9 protein-coding genes are annotated in these 17,725 nt (G+C 73.5%); 1 reads left to right on the top strand and 8 read right to left on the bottom strand.

Annotated elements, in window-relative coordinates:
* Positions 1-194: 194 nt before the first annotated feature.
* The 8 genes from ACWD5D_RS12785 to ACWD5D_RS12750 form a co-directional block, all read right to left on the bottom strand.
* Complete coding sequence (locus tag ACWD5D_RS12785; RefSeq protein ID WP_451372679.1) at positions 195-1,970, bottom strand: GMC family oxidoreductase N-terminal domain-containing protein; 1,776 nt, start codon at positions 1,968-1,970, stop codon at positions 195-197.
* A gap of 106 nt (positions 1,971-2,076) precedes the next feature.
* On the bottom strand, positions 2,077-3,690 hold the full coding sequence (locus ACWD5D_RS12780) for a succinic semialdehyde dehydrogenase (protein ID WP_451372678.1): 1,614 nt from the start codon (positions 3,688-3,690) through the stop codon (positions 2,077-2,079).
* Between the two features lie 126 nt (positions 3,691-3,816).
* Positions 3,817-4,857 (bottom strand): serine/threonine-protein kinase, encoded by a 1,041-nt coding sequence (locus ACWD5D_RS12775; protein ID WP_451372677.1) that lies wholly within the window; start codon positions 4,855-4,857, stop codon positions 3,817-3,819.
* 124 nt (positions 4,858-4,981) lie between these two features.
* Positions 4,982-6,739, bottom strand: a complete 1,758-nt coding sequence (locus tag ACWD5D_RS12770; RefSeq protein WP_451372676.1) for a serine/threonine-protein kinase — start codon at positions 6,737-6,739, stop codon at positions 4,982-4,984.
* 124 nt (positions 6,740-6,863) lie between these two features.
* Positions 6,864-8,687 carry a serine/threonine-protein kinase gene (locus ACWD5D_RS12765; RefSeq protein WP_451372675.1) on the bottom strand — a complete coding sequence of 608 codons (1,824 nt, stop codon included), beginning with the start codon at positions 8,685-8,687 and terminating at the stop codon, positions 6,864-6,866.
* 195 nt (positions 8,688-8,882) lie between these two features.
* A complete protein-coding gene (locus ACWD5D_RS12760; RefSeq protein ID WP_451372674.1) occupies positions 8,883-10,643 on the bottom strand; it encodes a serine/threonine-protein kinase in 1,761 nt (586 codons plus the stop codon).
* A 320-nt stretch (positions 10,644-10,963) separates the two neighbouring features.
* On the bottom strand, positions 10,964-13,870 hold the full coding sequence (locus ACWD5D_RS12755; RefSeq protein WP_451372673.1) for a protein kinase: 2,907 nt from the start codon (positions 13,868-13,870) through the stop codon (positions 10,964-10,966).
* A gap of 168 nt (positions 13,871-14,038) precedes the next feature.
* On the bottom strand, positions 14,039-16,117 hold the full coding sequence (locus ACWD5D_RS12750) for a serine/threonine-protein kinase (RefSeq protein WP_451372672.1): 2,079 nt from the start codon (positions 16,115-16,117) through the stop codon (positions 14,039-14,041).
* A 347-nt stretch (positions 16,118-16,464) separates the two neighbouring features.
* Between ACWD5D_RS12750 and ACWD5D_RS12745 the strand changes: the two genes are divergently transcribed.
* The gene (locus ACWD5D_RS12745) at positions 16,465-17,667 is read left to right on the top strand and encodes a serine hydrolase domain-containing protein (protein ID WP_451372671.1); all 1,203 of its coding nucleotides are present in this window, start codon (positions 16,465-16,467) and stop codon (positions 17,665-17,667) included.
* Positions 17,668-17,725 lie beyond the last annotated feature (58 nt).

Genomic DNA, 17,725 nt, shown 5'->3' with positions numbered 1-17,725 from the left:
CCCCACACACCCACCCCCGCACACCCGCCCCCCACAGCCATCATGCGTGACTCACATCACACGGGAATCGGAGTGCGGCGGCACAACCGTTCACAGGCCTCGCCGATCAAACCTGCTGCCGGATCAAGCAGACGGTAAGAGCGAGGGACCTGCGTTCGGAGGGGGATGCAGGTCCCTCGAGGCTTGTGCCCCGGCTACTTCTTCGACGGCACCGTCGGCATCCCCAGGAACGGCAGCTTCAGCGCTCCGAACGCGTCCGCCGGGACCGCCGGGGTGCGCGGCTCCACCGGCTTCAGCCGCTCGTACGCCGCGCCCGACGTCGGACGGGGGTCCTCCTCGCCCTTGTTCGGCCAGTACGATATCGCCCGCTCGGCCTGCGCGGTGATCGTCAGCGACGGGTTGACGCCCAGGTTCGCCGAGACCGCGGCTCCGTCGACGACCGAGATGCCGGGGTGGCCGTAGAGCCGGTGGTACGGGTCGATCACACCGGTCTCCGGGGAGTCGCCGATGGGGCAGCCGCCGAGGAAGTGCGCGGTCAGCGGGGTTCCCATCAGTTCTCCGACGTTGCTGCCCGCGAAGCCGTTGATCTCCTCGGCGAGCGCCGTGGCGGCCTCGGTGGCGGCCTTGATCTGCATGGGGTTCGGCGCGCCGTGGCCCTGCCGGGCGGTCAGCAGGCCCTTGCCGACGCCGTCGGGCTTCAGGTAGGTCGTCAGCGAGTTGTCCAGGGACTGCATGACCAGGCCGATGATGGTCCGCTCCGACCAGCGCCGGTTGGACAGGGAGCGCAGGACCAGCAGGGGGTGGCGGGCCGCGTTGGCCAGCCAGCCGAGGACGCGCGAGGAGCCCTCGGCGTACGGCACCTGGAGGACCGTGAGGCCGCCCATCGAGTTGGACTTCTTGCCGTAGCGGACAGGCTCGATGTGGGTGTTCTCGTCCGGGTGCACGGAGGAGGTGATGGCGACGCCCTGGGTGAAGTCGGCCTTCTCCACGCCGTGCGCCTTGCGGTAGCGGCGGTCGACGGTCTGCGCGCCGACCAGTGCCTCGGAGTTGGTCCGCGTCAGGTCGCCGAGCCGGGCGGAGAGGTAGGGCAGCTGGCCGCCGGCCTTCATGCGGTGCAGCAGGGTCTGGGTGCCGTAGGTGCCGGCCGCGACGACGACCCTGCGGGCGGTGAAGAGCCGCCCCTCGCCCTTCTTCCGGTCCGTGGGGAGTGTGGCCACCGCGTAGCCGCCGCGCGAGTCGTCCGTGACGGACACGACCGTGGTCAGCGGGTGGACCACCGCGCCCGCCTTCTCGGCGAGGTACAGGTAGTTCTCGTTGAGGGTGTTCTTCGCGCCGTGCCGGCAGCCGGTCATGCACTCGCCGCACTCGGTGCAGGCCTTGCGGGCCGGGCCGGCCCCGCCGAAGTACGGGTCGGCGACCTCGCCGCCCGGCTTCGCCTTCGTCGTCCCGTCGGCGTCCTCGCCGTCGCCGAAGAAGACGCCGACCGGCGCCATGTGGAAGGTGTCGCCGACGCCCATCCGCTGGGCCGCCGCCTTCAGGTGGACGTCGGAGGGGGTCATGGTGGGGTTGAGCCGCACGCCGAGCATCCGCTGGGCCTGGTCGTAGTACGGCTTCAGCTCCGCCTGCCAGTCGGTGATGTCCTTCCACTGCGGGTCGTCGAAGAACGCCTTCGGCGGGACGTAGAGGGTGTTGGCGTAGTTCAGCGAGCCGCCGCCGACGCCGGCACCCGCCAGCACCATGACGTTGCCCAGCAGGTGGATGCGCTGGATGCCGTACATGCCGAACCTGGGGGCCCAGAGGTAGTTCTTCAGGTCCCAGGAGTTCTTGGGCAGGCTGTCGCGGGTGAAGCGGCGACCCGCCTCCAGGACGCCGACTTTGTAACCCTTTTCCGTCAGGCGCAGGGCCGACACCGATCCGCCGAAGCCGGAGCCGATGACGAGGACGTCGTAGTCGTAAGCGTCCTGGGGCACGGGGGTCTCCTCGCTGAGTTTCGCGTGCAGGTGCTCTGTGGCTGTGGCCGGTCGCGCCCCGGCGGCGAAGCCGCATGTCGAATGCGGCCCCGCGCCCCCGGGTGGCCTACCGGAACCGGAATGCCTTCATCAGGCTCAGACTCGTGCTCATGAAGCGGGCGTACTTCTCGTCGTCCATGCCCAGCGACGGCGCCATCGGCAGCAGGCGCTGCTGGGCGACCGTCTGGGCCTCGGTGTACTTGAGGATGCCCTCGGAGCCGTGGCGGCGGCCGAGACCGGAGTCCTTCATCCCGCCCATCGGGGACTGGACGCTGCCGTAGGCGGGCGCGTACCCCTCGTTGACGTTGACCGTGCCGGTGCGCAGCCGGGCGGCGACGTCCCGGCCACGGCCGGCACTCGTCGTCCACACGGACGCGTTCAGACCGTACGACGTGGCGTTGGCGCGCTCGACGGCCTCGTCGTCGGTCTTGAACCGGTAGACGGAGACGACCGGGCCGAAGGTCTCCTCGTCGCAGACGGCCATCGAGTCCTCGACCCCGTCGAGGATGGTGGGCTCGAAGAAGTACGGGCCGATGTCGGGGCGGGCCACGCCGCCGGCGACCAGCTTCGCGCCCTTGGTGACGGCCTCCGCCACGTGCCGCTCGACGGTCTTGAGCTGCCGCTCGCCGACCAGGGAGCCCATGTCGGCGCCGTAGGCGAGGGAGTTGCCGAGCCGCATGGCCTTGGTGCGGGCGGCGAAGCGCTCCAGGAAGGCGTCGGCGACCGACTCGTGGACGTACAGCCGCTCGATGGAGATGCAGAGCTGTCCGGCGGAGGAGAAGCAGGCGCGGACGGCGCCCGCGGCGGCCTTCTCGATGTCGGCGTCGTCGAGCACCAGCATCGCGTTCTTGCCGCCGAGTTCGAGGGAGACGCCGACCAGGCGGGAGGCGGCGCCCGCGGCGACCTCGCGGCCGGTGCGGGTGGAGCCGGTGAAGGAGACGTAGTCGGCGTGCCGGACGACCTCCGGGCCGACGACCGGGCCCTCGCCGAGCACGACCTGGAAGACGCCCTCGGGCAGCCCGGCCTCGATCAGCAGGTCACGGGCCCACAGGGCGGTCAGGCAGGTCTCCGTGTCCGGCTTCATCACGACCGCGTTGCCGGCCACGAACGCGGGCAGCGCGTCGCCGACGGACAGCTCCAGCGGGTAGTTCCAGGGGGCGATCTGGCCCACCACTCCGCGCGGGTGGCGGAGTTCGGTGACCTTCGTCAGGGTCGGGATGGCGCCGGTGTGCCGCTTGGGCCGCAGGTAGGCGGGGGCCTTGCGCCCGTAGTGGCGGGCCGCGACGGCGACGGCCTGCACCTCCTCGTGCGCGTGCAGCCGGGCCTTGCCGGTCTCCAGCTGGATCAGGTCGAGGACCTCGGCCTGGCGGGCGAGCACCAGGTCGTGGAAGCGGAGCAGCACGGCGGCCCGCTGCCGTACCGGAGTCCTCTCCCACACCGCCTGCGCGGCGCGGGCGGCCTGGTAGGCCTTGAGCACGTCCTCCGGGGTGGACTCGGGCAGGTCCGCCAGCTTCTCGCCGGTGAACGGGGTGTGGTTGGCGGTACGGCCGGAGCCGACGACGCCCTTCGTCAGCTGCGCCACCAGCTCCGGGGTGACCACGTCGGCGGCGGTGCGGACGCCTTCGGGGGCGGGGGCGAGCGGGTTGGTACCGGTGCGGTCCTGGGCCTGCGAGTCCGTCATGAGGCGCAGGGTATGACGGGAGGAGAACTTTGTGTACCCGTCGGTAACGGGGTTTCACCGTCTGCTCACACACTGCCAGTGATCACTGGCAGCGAATGTGCTGATCAGCGCGTTGTCCGGTGGCGATCATTCGCCCGCGGGTTTTTTCGCGAGGAGGAGGCCGAGGGCGGCGAGGGGGGTGCGGCGGCGGGTGTCGGTGGGCGGGGACAGTCGGGTGTCGGTGGGCAGGGACAGTCGGGTGTCGGTGGGCGGGGACAGGGGCGGGGTTGCCGGGACCGGCACGGGCTCGGCCTCTGCCCCGGGCGCCTGCGCCGACTGAGCCGACTGAGCCGACTGAGCCACAGACACCGGTACCGGGGCCGGAGCCGGTGTCGATACGGATACCGCCTCCTCCACAGCCTCCTTCGCAGCCGCCTCCTCCACCGACGTGCCGCCCACGCACGCCTCCAGCACCACCGCGACCTCGTCCGCGCCCGGCCGGGCCTCCGGTTCGGGTGCGCGCAGGCGTTCCAGCAGCGGGCCGAGCGGACCGGGGTCGGCGCCCTCGACGGCGGTGGCCAGCAGTGCCCCGAGGGACCACAGGTCGGAGGCGGGGCCGGCGGCGCGCCCGGACAGCCGCTCCGGGGCGACGAATCCGGCGGGGGTCTCCTCGGCGTGCCCGTCCCCGATCCCGAAGTCGGTGACGACGACCCGCCCGGTGCCGGCCTCGATCAGGACGTTGGCGGGCTTGAGGTCCCGGTGCACGATCCCGACGGCGTGCGCGGCACGCAGTGCCCCGAGGACGGCGAGCCCCACCCGGGCGGCCTCGGCGGGCGGCAGCGGTCCGCGTCGTACGGCCTCGCGCAGCGACTCGCCCTCGACCAGCTCCATGACGATCCACGGCAGCCCGGCCTCGGTGACCACGTCGAGGCCGGTGACGGCGGAGGGGTGCCGCACGCGGGCGGCGGCGCGGGCCTCCCGGTAGAGGCGGTGGGCGATCCGGCCGCTCTCCTCGTCGTCGGCCGGGTCCCCGGGCAGCAGAGGCTCCTTGACGGCGACCTCCCGCTGTCCCTCCTCGTCCCGGGCGCGCCAGACGGTGCCGGTCGGGCCGGACCCGATGCGCGCGACGAGCCGGTAGCGCCCGCCGATCAGAGGTCCGTCGGGCGGGTGTTCGCCGTCTTCACTCATGCCACATGAGTACCGTGCGCACCCCGCCCTTGTCGAAGAGGTGCGGTCAAACGACACGCGGAACTCCAACTCGCTTTCACACAGCGCGAGTTGGAGCATCCGCGCCTCACCGCCCGGACGGCTGTCAGAGTTTCCCGATGTCCAGGTTGGCGATCGCCGTCCTCGCCACTTCCCGGCCCCGGTCGGTGAAGTCGCCCTTGCCCGGGTAGCCGACGGTGAGTTCGTACAGGTCGCCGGCCTTGGTGACGTAATAGAAGATCTGGAGTTCGCGGGGGCGCGGATTCTGCGAGTCGTCGGTCTTGTATTCCACGGTGTTCTTCGCGGCCTTTCTCCCGCGGTACGTGGGGCTGTCGTCCGGATCCGTCTTCGCGCCCTTGGGCATGTCGAGGGTGTACTCGCCCTGGTTCTTGAACTTCTCGTCGTCGGCGTGCATCTGGGCCGGCGCGTTGCTCTGGATCTCGTGCAGGGAGTCGTCCGACTTCCGGGCGAGGTGCAGGACGATGGAGATGTCGCCGCTGTAGTCCGTGTACGACACCCAGTTCTGGTCGGGGGCGTCCTTCTCCGGGTGACCGATCTGGTAGGCCGCGGGGGTGGCGACGGTGGCGCCCAGCCGGGCGTCGGTGTGCTTCGTCCAGTCGTCGGGGAGCGGGCCCGCGAACGGGTCGGCGAGCAGCAGGTATCCGGCCACCGCGGCCGCGACCACCGCCGCGCCGGCGCCCAGCCAGAGCGCGCGGCCCCGGCCCCGGCGCCGGGAACCGCTCGCGGGCACGGTGGCCTGCGCCGTGGCCGGCGCGGGGTGGGCGGGCTCGGGCGCCGGAGGGTTCGCGGCCGCCTCCAGCAGGGCGCGGACCTGGGGTGCCGTCGGACGGCGGGCGGGGTCCTTCTGGAGCAGGCCGTTGATGACCTCGGCGAGCGGGCCCGGCGCGGCGGCGGGCGGGGCCGGGGTGGCGGCGGGCGGGGCCGGGGTGGCGTTGAGAACGGACTGGAGGGTGGCGGGGGTGTTGCTGCGGCGGAACGGGGAGACGCCCTCGGTGGCCGTGTAGAGCACCACGCCCAGGGACCACAGGTCGCTGGCCGGGCCGGGGCGCTGGCCCAGCACCCGCTCCGGCGCGATGTACTCGGGCGAGCCGACGAAGCCGCCGGTGTCGGTCAGGTTCGAGTCGCCCTCGATCAGGGCGATGCCGAAGTCGGTGAGGACGACCCGGTCGTGCCGGCCGAGCAGCACGTTGTCCGGTTTCACGTCCCGGTGCAGGACGCCGGCCGCGTGGGCCGTCTCCAGCGCGCCGAGCACCTCCAGACCGATCCGGGCCGCCTCGCGGGCGCCCAGCGTGCCCTCCTGGAGGGCGGCGCCCAGCGAACGGCCGCGCACCAGCTCCATCACGATCCACGGCCGTCCGTCGACCACGGCGACGTCGTGCACGCCGACCACCGCGGGGTGGTCGAGCCGGGCCGCCGCACGGGCCTCGCGGCGCATCCGCTCGAAGGCGGTGGCGCGTTCCCGCTCGGGAAGGTGGTCCGGTACCCGGGGTTCCTTGACCGCCACCTCACGGTCCACCACCTCGTCCTTGGCCCGCCACACGGTGCCCATCCCGCCGTGCCCGAGCTTGGCGAGCAGCCGGTAGCGGCCGGCGATCAGCCGTCCGGCGCCGGGCTCCTGGGCCGTCGGCGGGGGCGCGGACACCTGGGTGGGCACGGCGTGCGGCGGCAGTCGGCCCTGATGACGGTCTGCGACCCCGTACGGGTTCACGGCCGCGCCCGCCCCGCTGTTCGCGCCCGCGTTCGCGCCCGTGTTCGCGCCCCCGTTCGCGCCCCCGTTCGGCGGTTGCAGAACAAAGCTCGTCGTCTCGTCGGCCGGGCGGCCCGTTCCCCCGTCGTTGCTCATGTTCCATCCATATCGCGCCATGTGCGCTACGAGCCACATCGCTCATGAACGGTCACAGAGCCGTGACCGACGAGGTGCCGTCCGGTCGTGACTGATACGGCGTCGACGAGCGGTCAGCGAGCGGTCAGCGAGCGGTGACCGTGAAGGTGTCGAGGGCCACGTCGAAGTGCTCCCGTGCCTCGCGCACCTTCCCGACCGGCGCCGACACCCACACGTCGTACATGCGGCCGCCCTCCTCCCAGCACAGGTCATAGGTGTGGCGCGGGCCCTCGGCGGCGCTGTAGCCGTTCCAGGTGAACTCCCAGAGCGCGGCGGGGTGTCCGGCGTGGGTGGTCTGGGTGACCCGGCCGTCGTGGTAACCGGGGTTGTTGCCGGGCCCCTCGGCCGCCGAACGGTTCATGACCGCGACGGGGCCGCCCGGTCCGGGCGGGGTGACCTTGATGCCGAGGCGGAAGGTCTCCCCCGGGGAGAAGTAGAAGACCCGCTCGCCCTGCCGCTCGCGGGTGAAGTCCTCTGGTACGGCGAGGGAGTAGCCGGCCGGGTCCAGGGCGGTGCGGTAGCCGGAGGGTGCCGTGTGCTTGTCGGTGGCCGTCGGCGTGCCGGGCACGGCGGGCGGAGCGGTGCCCGTACCGGAGACCGTCGGGGACGGTGTCGTGGCCGTACCCGTGCCGGTCGCAGGGCTGGACGCCGTACCACCAGGTGTGCCACCGCCCGCGTCGCCGCCCTGGTTCAGCAGCAGCGCCGCCGCCGAGACGCCCGCCCCGGCGACGGCGGCGACGAGGAGCGCGGCGATCAGCACACCGCGCGTGGACTGCCGTGCCGGCGGGGGCTGTTCACCCGACGGGACCGCCGACGAGGGGTGTGCCGACTCCGCCCCGGCCAGCCTCTCCCCTCCTCCCGATCTTCCCAGCCCTTCCGGTCCTTCCGTTCCGCCCGATCCTCCCGACCCTCCCGATCCGCCGGGCGGGGCCAACGCCCCGTGCGCCACGTCGTGTTCGGTCGGCGAGTAGGAGGCGTCGGACGGGCGGCCGCCCAAGCCGCCGTGCCGCGCCGCGCGTCCCCCGCCGAGCCGGTGCGTGCGCCCCGTGGTCGCGGTGCCCGGCGCCGGCGGGGTGCGGCCCGTCTCCAGGAACGTCCGCAGCATCCGCTCGGCGTCTGCCGCGCCCAGCCGCCGCTCGGGATCGCGCTCCAACAGGCCCCGTACGACCGGCAGCAGCGGCTCGGCCTGCGCGGGCGGCCGGATCTCGGCGGCCACGACGGCGTGCAGGATGCCGCCGAGCGAATCGCGCCGGAACAGCGACTCGCCGCTGAGCACAGCGCACAGCAGCACGCCCACCGACCACAGGTCGGACTCCGGGCCCGCCCGCAGGCCGGACATCCGCTCGGGGGCGGTGTACTCGGGCGAGCCGACGAAGGAGCCGGTCTCGGTCAGCGTGCTGGCACCCGCGACCTGCGCGATCCCGAAGTCCGTGAGCACGACCCGGTCGGTGCCCGACTCGACCAGGACGTTGGCGGGCTTGACGTCCCGGTGCAGCACCCCCGCCTCGTGCGCGGTGCCCAGGGCGCTCAGCAGATCGATGCCGATCCGGGCGGCCTCCGCGGCATCGACCGGGCCGCTCGTGGTGATCCGGTCCGCGAGGGAGCCGCCGTCGATCAACTCCATGACGATGTACGGCCGTTCGTCCTGCTCGACGACGTCGTGCACGACGATGATGTGCGGGTGCCGCAGCTGGGCGACCGCCCGCGCCTCGCGCAGGGTGCGGTCACGGCGACGGCGTACGTCGTCGTCCGCGAGGGAGTCGTCCGGGGCGAGTTCCTTCACCGCCACCCGGCGGCCCAGCACCTGGTCGCTCGCCCCCCACACGACACCCATGCCGCCGCGGCCGATGCGCGCCTCCAGGCGGTAACGGCCCGCGATCACACGGAAGTCGTCCCCCTCGGTCCCCATGCGCCCATCATGCCGCACCGGACGCGACCGCTCCGGGGAGCACTCGGCCAAGAGAGGGCGCTGATCGGCCAAGCCCGAGGCACAGGGGCGCGCACTACGCGCGTACCCCGGCGCTCGTACGTGCCCCGGAGCTCAGGCCGCGTCCCTCGGCGCTCAGGCCGCGTCCCTCGGCGCTGAGCCCGCGTCCCTCGGCGCTCAGCCCGCCTTCGGCTGCCAGCTCTGCAGCACCCACTTGAACTGCTTGCTCGTCCTCGCCCAGTCCTCCGCGGGCGTCGACATGTAGATCGCGTACTCCGTGCCCCCCCGCGAGATGTACGTCTCCTCGATGGCGCGCCGGGGCCCGGCGACGTAGGGCTCGTCCTGCTTGCGCGCGTTCCAGGTGTACTCCCACAGCGAGCCCTTGCAGTCGCGGTAGGTGTTCTCCTTCATGGTCACGCGCTTGTAGCCGACCAGCCGGTTTCGGAGCTGCTGTTCCAGGTCCAGCTGGTGCTGGTAGCCGCCGGCGAAGTCAGGGGCGGGGTCGACGGCGATACGGACGAAGTGCAGGCCGCCGTCGGGCGAGTAGTCGACCTGCTTGAAGTCGACCTGTATGCCGCCGCTGGGCCGGTACACCTTGCGCTTCCAGCCCTTGGGCAGGGAGACGCTGAAGCCGATCGGGTCGTCGTAGCGCTCCCAGCTGCCGGGGACGGTGCCGTCCGGGGCCCGGGTGTTCGCCTCCGAGGTCTGCGCTGCGGGCGGGGCGACGACCGCGTCGGAGTCCTGCTGCCTCGACTGCCACTGCTGGTAGCCCACCGCGGCGCCCCCGCCGATCACGGCCGCCATCGCGACGACCAGTGCGAGCGAGCGCAGTCGGCGCCGTGGCCGGGGCCGGGCCTGCGCCGGGCCACCGGGTCCGCCGGCCGGGCCCAGCATCGTGGGCTCGAGCGCCGTCCCCCCGGTGGCGGAGCGGCCCGGGGTGCCGGGGCCGTAACCGGCGGGCGGCGCCGTACCGGTGCCGTACCCCGCGGGGCCCGTACCGATGCCGTACCCCGCAGGGCCCGCGCCGGTGCCGTATCCCTGCGGGCCCGGCCGGGGGCCGTACGGACCGGGGGTGCCCAGGCCCGAGCTCTGGGTCGGTATGAACGCCTGGGCCGCGCTGGGCCGTCTGCCCTCCGCCGCCTCGGCGAGCATCTGCTCGGCCTCCTCGGCGGTGGGCCGCTGGGCCGGTTCCTTGCGCAGCAGGGCGGAGATGACCGGGCCGAGCGCGCCGGCGTGGCGGAGCTCCTCCGCCTCCTCCTCGACGACCGCCTGCATGGTGCTCAGCGGTGAGGTGCGGCGGAACGGCGAGCGGCCCTCGACCGCCGTGTACAGCGTGGCGCCCAGGGCCCACAGGTCGGAGGACGGGCCGGGGTCGTGGCCGCGCACCCGCTCGGGCGCGAGGTAGTCGACCGAGCCGACGACCTCCCCGGTGCGGGTGATGGTGGTGTCGCCCTCGATCTGGGCGATGCCGAAGTCGGTGAGCAGCACCCGGCCGTCCCGGCCGAGCAGGACGTTGCCGGGCTTGACGTCCCGGTGCAGGACGCCCGCGGCGTGCGCGGCGCGCAGCGCCCGCAGCACCCACACACCGATGCGCGCGGTCTCGTGCGGCTCGATGCGGCCGCGCTCCTTGACCGCGTCGGCCAGCGAGTTGCCCTCGACCAGCTCCATCACGATCCAGGGGCGGCCGTCGTGTTCGAGGACGTCGTGCACGGTGACGACGGCGGAGTGGTTGATGCGCGCGGCGGCTCGCGCCTCGGCCCGGGTGCGGGCGAGCAGGATGGCCTGGTCGCTGTCCGAGACGAAGTGCGCGGCGGTCAACTCCTTGACGGCGACCTGCCGGTGCAGCACCTCGTCGTGAGCGCGCCACACCCGGCCCATGCCGCCCCTGCCGATGGAGTCGGCGAGCCGGTAGCGGCCCGCTATGAGCAGGCCCTGCATCTGATTCACGTTGCCCCGCAATGGTCTTGTCAGGGTCAGACTAAGGACCGGCCTGTCCGCGGGGAACAAGCGGGGTGCCAAGGTGACAGTCCTGTGACGCTTGTGCCCCGGGCACCCGGAAGCACCGAATCCCCATGCGTACGGCCGGTGTAGGGAATACGCGACCAGTGCAGGAAGTGCTCAAGCGATGCGGGGAAGCCCGGCCGCCGTACGGCTTGCTCGGTCGGCGTACGGCACTCGGTCGGCGAACGGCGTGCTCGGTCGGCGAACGGCGTGCTCGGTCGGCGTACGGCGTCTTCGACGGGTGTACGTGGTGCCGCTCAGCCCGTGTAGCGGTACGTCGCCGTCGCCTGCTCGTACAGCCGGGTCACCTCGTCGCGCTCCGCCTCCGGGCCGCGGACCTGCACGATGTGGTAGCGGCCGTTCAGCAGGATCGCCATGTTGCGCACATACAGGTCGCGCCCCTGGTCGTCGGTCCAGGTGAACTGCCCCTCCGCCATGGTCCGTCCGCCCACCTCGATGGTGCGCAGTCCGGTGGCCGTGGCCCAACTGGAGTCCCGGTACGGCTGGAGTTCGCTTTCCCTGTCCCGCTGGTAGGCCATCGGATCGGTGCCGTACGTGGAGGTGCCGTCCCGTCCCGGTACGACGAGCAGCTCGAAGTTCCCGTGCGTGTACACCACCTGGCCGCGTCCGTTCCTGGGCGTGCGGGCCCAGCCGTTGGCGACCGCGATCTTGAAACCGTCCGGGTCGGCGCGCAGCGTGAACCCGTCGGCGACGGAGGAGTCGCCGCCGGTCTGGGTCTCGGTGGCGGGCCCGGACGCCGAAGGGCCGCCACCGGACGCGTTGCCGCCGGCCGACGCACCGGTGGACGGCTGCCGGGTGCGGGAGGGGGTGGGGCTCGCCTGTCCCGCGCTGCCGGTACGGTCGCCGCTCGCCGCGCCGCTCCCGTCCTGCTTCGGCATGAACAGCATCGCGTACGCCACCGCACCGGCCAGCAGGAGCAGGATCAGCAGGAGCAGGGTCCGGCCGAGGCTGCGCGGCGAACGCTCCTCCTCCCGGGCCCGCTTGTGCCGCCCGTGCGGATGGGGCGCGGGCATCCCGGCGCGCCGTCGCCGCACCAGCTCTCCGCGCCGCCGCACGATCGGCAGCCGCCTGGGGTCGGCGGGCGGGACCGTGACGACATGGCTGCCCGCGTCCGGCTCGGGCGCGGACCGCACCAGCGAACGCAGCCAGCCGCTCAACTCCTCCACGTCCGGCCGGTCGGTGGGGTCCTGGCGCAGCAACGACTCCACGACCGGGCGCAGCGGCCCGCACTCCTCCGCGAAGGCGGGCGGCTCCGAGCACACCAGCTGCACCAGCTCGGCCGTGGACTCCTCAGGGTAGGGCGCGTGCCCCTGCACGGCCCGGAACAACAGGGCCCCGAGGGCCCACAGGTCCGTGGCCGGCCCGATCGGCGCCGCCAGCTGCCAGTTCTCGTGCACGGGCCCGGCCTGCTCCGGCGCCCACCGCTCGGTCACCGGGCCCACCACGGTCATCCGCACCTGCCGGGCCCGCTCAGCCGCGATCGCGGTCCCGGGCCCGCGCCGTACGGACGTTCCGGCGGGCGGGTCGTCCCAGCGGGAGGGGCCGGTGCTCTGGGAGGGGAGGACGGGGGGTGCGGCCGGCGTGGGGCGGGCGGAGGAGGCGCCGGCCGGGGGTGCGGCTGACGTGGGGCGGGCGAAGGGGCTGTCGGCGGGGCTGCCTGCGGGGGCGGCTCCTGGGGAGAGGGCGCCCGACGGGGCGGATGCGTGAGGGGCCGTTCCGGGCGGGGTGGGTGCGTGCGGGGTGGGTGCGTGCGGGGTGGGTGCGTGCGGGGTGGCTCCGGGGAACGGTTGGGGGGCGGCTCCGGGCGGGGGCGTCCCGTGCGGGGCGGATCCCGGAGACGGCTGGGGGGCGAATCCCGGCGGGACGGCTCCGTGCGGGGCGGATCCCGGAGACGGCTGGGGGCCGGATGTTGCCGGGGGGAGGGTGCTCGGGCGTTGCGGGGCGCCGTCCGCCGGGGCCGGTGTGGTGCCGGAGGCCGGGCGGGGTGTGGCGCCGTGCCAGGGCCTGCCGTGCACGCCGTAGGGGTCGGCGATCGTGCCGGGGGGCGTGTGGCCGGGGGGCGTGCTGCCCTGTTCGGGGGCGTACGGCTGTCGTGCCGCGCCGTCGCCGTCGGTGTCGCCGGGGGCCGGCGGTCGGGCGCCGGGGAGGGCGGCGCGGCCGTTCTGCTGGGCCTCCTGCACACGCGCCGCGGCGCGGGCTCCCGCGCGGTACGCGGCGATGGCCCCGGCGCGGGCGGCACGGATGTCGTCCCCGCTGCCGCTCTCCAGTGCCCGCGGGCCCGCAGGTCCAGCGCCCCCGACTCCGCCGGAAGCCCCGCTTCCGTCCGGCGTCGGCAGCCCGCCGGCCACCCGCGCCTGGATCGCGGCCCGCCGCGCGGCCTCGGGGTCGACGTCGGCGGAAGGAGCCGGCCCGTCGGCGACCGGGCCACCGGCGACGGGACCACCGCCGGCCGGGCCACCGGAACGCGGGAAGGCACCGGCGTCACGGGGGGCCGGGAGGGCGGGGCCGTCGTCCCGGCCTTCCTCCACCGGTACCGGGTCGTATCCGCACAGCGCCTCCTCCGCCGCGCCGACTGCGAGGCCGGTCAGCATGATGCGGCCGTCGTCGAGGACGAGGACCGTGCGGGCGGTGACGTTGCGGTGCACCCAGCCGTGAGCGTGCAGCACGCGCAGCGCCATGAGGACGTCGGAGGCGACCTCCGCCGCCCGGTACGGCGTCAGCGGCTGCTCGGCGAGGAGCGCGGACAGCGGACGCGCGGGCACGGCCTCGCTGACGATCCACAGCGAACCGCCCTCGGCGAACACGTCGAAGACCTGGTCCAGCCGCGGATGGTCGGGGATGCCGGCGACCGCCTGCACGGCCTCGACCGCGCGCCGCACCGCCGGGTCCGTGGGCCTGCGGGTCGCGGTCCGGGCCACCGGGGTCCGGCGCGCCCCGCGCTCACGCGCGGTGAACCCCGCGGGCAGCCCCTCCGCGTCGAGCACCTCGGCCTCGACGACCTCGGGCAACGGCACCTGACGGACCAGGACCTCCTGCCCGCTGTAGGTGTCGAAGGCGAGGGTCTCGGTCAGTTCGTACTCGTCGGAGGGCGGCAACGGAAGGCGGTAGCGATCGGCGAGTACTCGGCCCGCATACTCGTCCACGTTGCCTCCCCCTGCCGTCCGGCCGTTCACTTTCGTTCGCCGTGCGACCCGTTCCGCGTCCGGACCCGGCTGCGTACGGTCCTCGACCATTCACGATACGTGCCGGAGGCAACTCGCATTGAGGGATGAGAGATTCTCGACGATGCTCCCGGCCCGGGCTCGTTCAGGTCATGACTTGGGCTCGAAGGACCGTGTCAGCGTCTTCCAGGTGTCCTTGCGCAGTTCGCTGTCCCACTGACCGGCCTTCGCGGTGTACATCAGCCCGTACCCGAGACGGCTGTTCACCACGAAACCCCGGTCGATGGAGCGGTACTTGGTGCCGTCACCCACGTAGGTGAACTCCCAGTCGGCGGTGTTCCAGCCTCGGTAGTCCACCTTCTCTATGCGGATCCGCTTGTACTGGGGGCGCACCATGGAGCGCTCCTGGTTCTCCCAGTCCGCCACCGGGTCGCTCTTGGGCGTGCTGGTCCAGCCGACGAGCAGCTTCTGCCCGTCGGGACCCGTGTAGCGGTCTCCAGCCCGTCCGGTGGACTCGTACTTCCAGCCCTTGGGCAGCCCGATCGAGTAGCCCTGGCCGCCCTTGTGGGTCGACACCGCCGGCGCGCTCCCGCCGTTCTTGGAGCCGGACGACCTGGAGTCGTCGCCGGAGTCGTCGCCCGACTCGCTCGGCTTCGCGCCCGCCGTGCCGTCCGCTCCGGAACCGGTCGAGGCGCTCGCCGAGGCGGAACCGTCCGTGCGCGTACCGCTGCCGTCGCCCGCCCTGGTCCCCGCGTTCTTGTCCTCCTTGACGGAGGCACTGGCGCTCGACGCGGGCTTCGCACCGGCGCCCTTGTCACCCTTGTCGCCACCGCCGAGCGTGACGGCGAGGACGGTGCCGAGCACCGCGAGGGCGACGACCAGCGCCACGATCAGCAGCGTGCGCCTGGGCACCACGTCGGTGAGCGACGCCCTCGGCACCGGCCGCGGCGGCAGGTCCAGGTCCGGCGGCGGCACCACGGGCCAGCCGGAACTCGGCTTGTTCGCGCTGGAGTTCGGTGCGGCCCCGGAACCCGATGCCACGGAACCCGATGCCGCGGAACCCTGCGCGGCGGCACCGGCAGACCGTCCCGCCGCTCCGGCGCCCTGGGTCTTCGCGGAGCTCTGCCCGGGGACGCCCGCCGCGTCGGAGGCTCCGGTCGCGGCAGCGCCGGACGTGCCCTGCGGGCCTCCGCCGTCCTTCGACCGCGTGGCGGCCGCCGCGCCCGCTGACCCGGCCGCCTTGCGGACCGAACGCAGCGCCCCGCGCAGCCGCTCGGCGGCCTCGTCGCCCCGCTTGCCCTCGGGCCCGTCGGGCTGCTTCGGCAGCGGAACCACCCGCGTGGCGTCCAACGGCTCCGGCTCGCGCGCGTGGATCACGGCGTTGAGCATGGACCGGGCACCGGCGTCGTCGAGCCGATGCGCGGGATCCTTGGAGAGCAGGCCGTAGATGACGTCCCTGAGCGGGCCCGCGTGCTTGGGCTCCTCCAGGGGCTCGGTCATCACCGCGGTGAGAGTGGCGATCGCCGAACCCTTGTCGTACGGCGGAACACCCTCGACCGCCGCGTACAGCAGGCCGCCCAGCGACCACATGTCGGCCGCCGGCCCCGGCTTGTGCCCGCGGGCGCGCTCCGGGGAGATGTAGGAGGGGGCGCCGACGAGCATGCCGGTGGAGGTGATGGACGGGTCGCCCTCGACCTGCGCGATACCGAAGTCGGTGAGCACGACCCGGCCGTCCTCGGCGATCAGCACGTTGGACGGCTTCACGTCCCGGTGCAGGATGCCCTCGCGGTGCGCGGAGCGCAGCACGTCGAGGACGGCCAGGCCGACCTCGGCCGCCCGCCTGGGCTCCAGCAGGCCGTCCTCACGGATGACCTCGGCCAGGGACTTGCCCTCGACCAACTCCATGACGATCCACGGCCGGTCGTCCTCTTCGACCACGTCGAAGACCGTCACCGCGCTGTTGTTGCGGATCCGGGCGATCGCCTTGGCCTCGCGCAGGGTGCGCGTGATCAGGCGCCGCTTCTCCTCCTCGTCGATGTTCGACGGGAACCGCAGCTCCTTGACGGCGACCGTCCTGCCCAGGGTCTCGTCCTCGGCACGCCACACCGTGCCCATACCACCGCGGCCCAGCACGTCTCCCAGCCGGTACCGCCCGGCAAGAAGACGACGCTCGCTCTTGTCCCGACGAGTGTCCTGACGTGAAGTCCCCGCCCGCTCCGCCTCCGACATGCGTCCCCTCATGCAACCGGCCCTGACAGAGCCTCCATTGTCTCTCACCCGACAAGTGGCCGACGCCAGGGGTCCCCTGTCTTCACACCTGTCCGCTCCCCGGCCCGCGCGCACCGGGACACTGACAGAACCAGATGCTCCACTTATCGGAATCAAGACCGCCGACCCGGGTACGGGCACCGGTACGGACACCGACACGGATACGGGTGCGGGCGCAGCGGGCGGGCGCAGGTCGCGGACACGGCTGTGGGCGCGGGCGCGGTCGGGCGCACCGTGCGGGCACGGCTGTGGGCGCAGGGTAGGGACGCAGGTGCGGGCATGAGTGCGGGCGCGGGCGCGGGTGCGACATGAGCGCGCACACGGGTACGGGCGCAGAGACGGCCAAGGGTGCGGACAAGGGCGGCGCCGTGCTGCGGACGCTGCGGACCCTGCCGCCCGTACCGGCACCGCGGGCCCTGCTGCCGGTCCTGCTGCCGGTCCTGCCGCCGGTCCTGCTGCTCGCCCTGTTGCTCACCCCCGCCCAGCCCGGCGCCCCCGCCTCACCCTCCACCACCTTCGCGGCAGGCGCCGCATCCGCCGCCAGGGCCACGAACGCGGTCCTCCCGCTGCTGGTCACCGAGGGAGGGGCCCCGGCCGCCGCCCTGCTGACCCGGGACAGCGCCGGCTCCCGCCGCACGTACCACTACACGGCCGCCGGCCGCGACATCACCCGGGCCGACCGCTTCCGGGCCGGCAGCATCACGAAAACCTTCGTCGCGACGGTCGTGCTGCAACTGGCCGCGGAACACCGGCTCTCCCTGTCCGACCCCGTGGAGCGGTACCTGCCCGGGCTGCTGCGCGGTCGCCGCACCGACGGCCGCCACATCACCCTGCGCGCCCTGCTCACCCACACCAGCGGACTCCCCGACTTCGCCCAGGTCACTCGCGGGAAAGTCGCCCTGACTCCGCTTCAAGACGTACGCCTCGCTCTCGCCCTCCCTCCGGCCCGCCCGGGCCACTACGCCTACTCCAGCACCAACTACGTCCTCCTCGGCATGGTCGTCCGCCAGGTCACCGGCCACTCGTACGCCACCGAGGCCCGGCGCCGGATCATCGCTCCGCTGGGTCTGACGGGCACCTCCTTCCCCGGCTCCCGCCGGTCGCTGCCCCAGCCGCACGGCCGCGCCTACGCCGCCGACGGCTCCGACGTCACCGAGCTCGATCCGCGCGTGGCCGGCGCGGCGGGCGAGCTGGTGACCACGCTCGACGACCTGGACCGCTTCTACGCGGCCCTGCTGGGCGGCGAGCTGCTGCCCCCGCGCCGGCTGCGCGAGATGCTCGACACACGCGCCGCACATGGCGTGTACGGCATGGGCCTGTACCCGGCCCGGCTTCCGTGCGGCATCACGGTGTGGGGGCACAACGGGCGGATCCCCGGCAGCTACGTGCGCACCGCGGCCACCGTCGACGGCCGTCGCGTCCTCACCTTCCGCGCGAACACGGACGCGAGCGCGAACCCCCGGCTCGAACCGGCCTTGCTCTCCGCCGAGTTCTGCCCTCGCACCCGGTAGAACGACCAAGTCCCGAACGGAGATCCCAGCCGGGGCCACCCGTTCGAGTGAAGTCGGC

It is taken from the genome of Streptomyces sp. NPDC002520 (assembly GCF_053595235.1).
The sequence above is the reverse complement of the archived record's forward strand: the minus strand, read 5'-3'. Positions and strand labels throughout refer to the sequence as shown.

Coding starts and splice junctions, on each gene's coding strand:
- ACWD5D_RS12745 (WP_451372671.1), top strand. CDS start 16,465: ATGAGCGCGCACACGGGTACGGGCGCAGAGACGGCCAAGGGTGCGGAC.
- ACWD5D_RS12750 (WP_451372672.1), bottom strand. CDS start 16,117: ATGTCGGAGGCGGAGCGGGCGGGGACTTCACGTCAGGACACTCGTCGG.
- ACWD5D_RS12765 (WP_451372675.1), bottom strand. CDS start 8,687: ATGGGGACCGAGGGGGACGACTTCCGTGTGATCGCGGGCCGTTACCGC.
- ACWD5D_RS12760 (WP_451372674.1), bottom strand. CDS start 10,643: ATGCAGGGCCTGCTCATAGCGGGCCGCTACCGGCTCGCCGACTCCATC.
- ACWD5D_RS12775 (WP_451372677.1), bottom strand. CDS start 4,857: ATGAGTGAAGACGGCGAACACCCGCCCGACGGACCTCTGATCGGCGGG.
- ACWD5D_RS12770 (WP_451372676.1), bottom strand. CDS start 6,739: ATGAGCAACGACGGGGGAACGGGCCGCCCGGCCGACGAGACGACGAGC.
- ACWD5D_RS12780 (WP_451372678.1), bottom strand. CDS start 3,690: ATGACGGACTCGCAGGCCCAGGACCGCACCGGTACCAACCCGCTCGCC.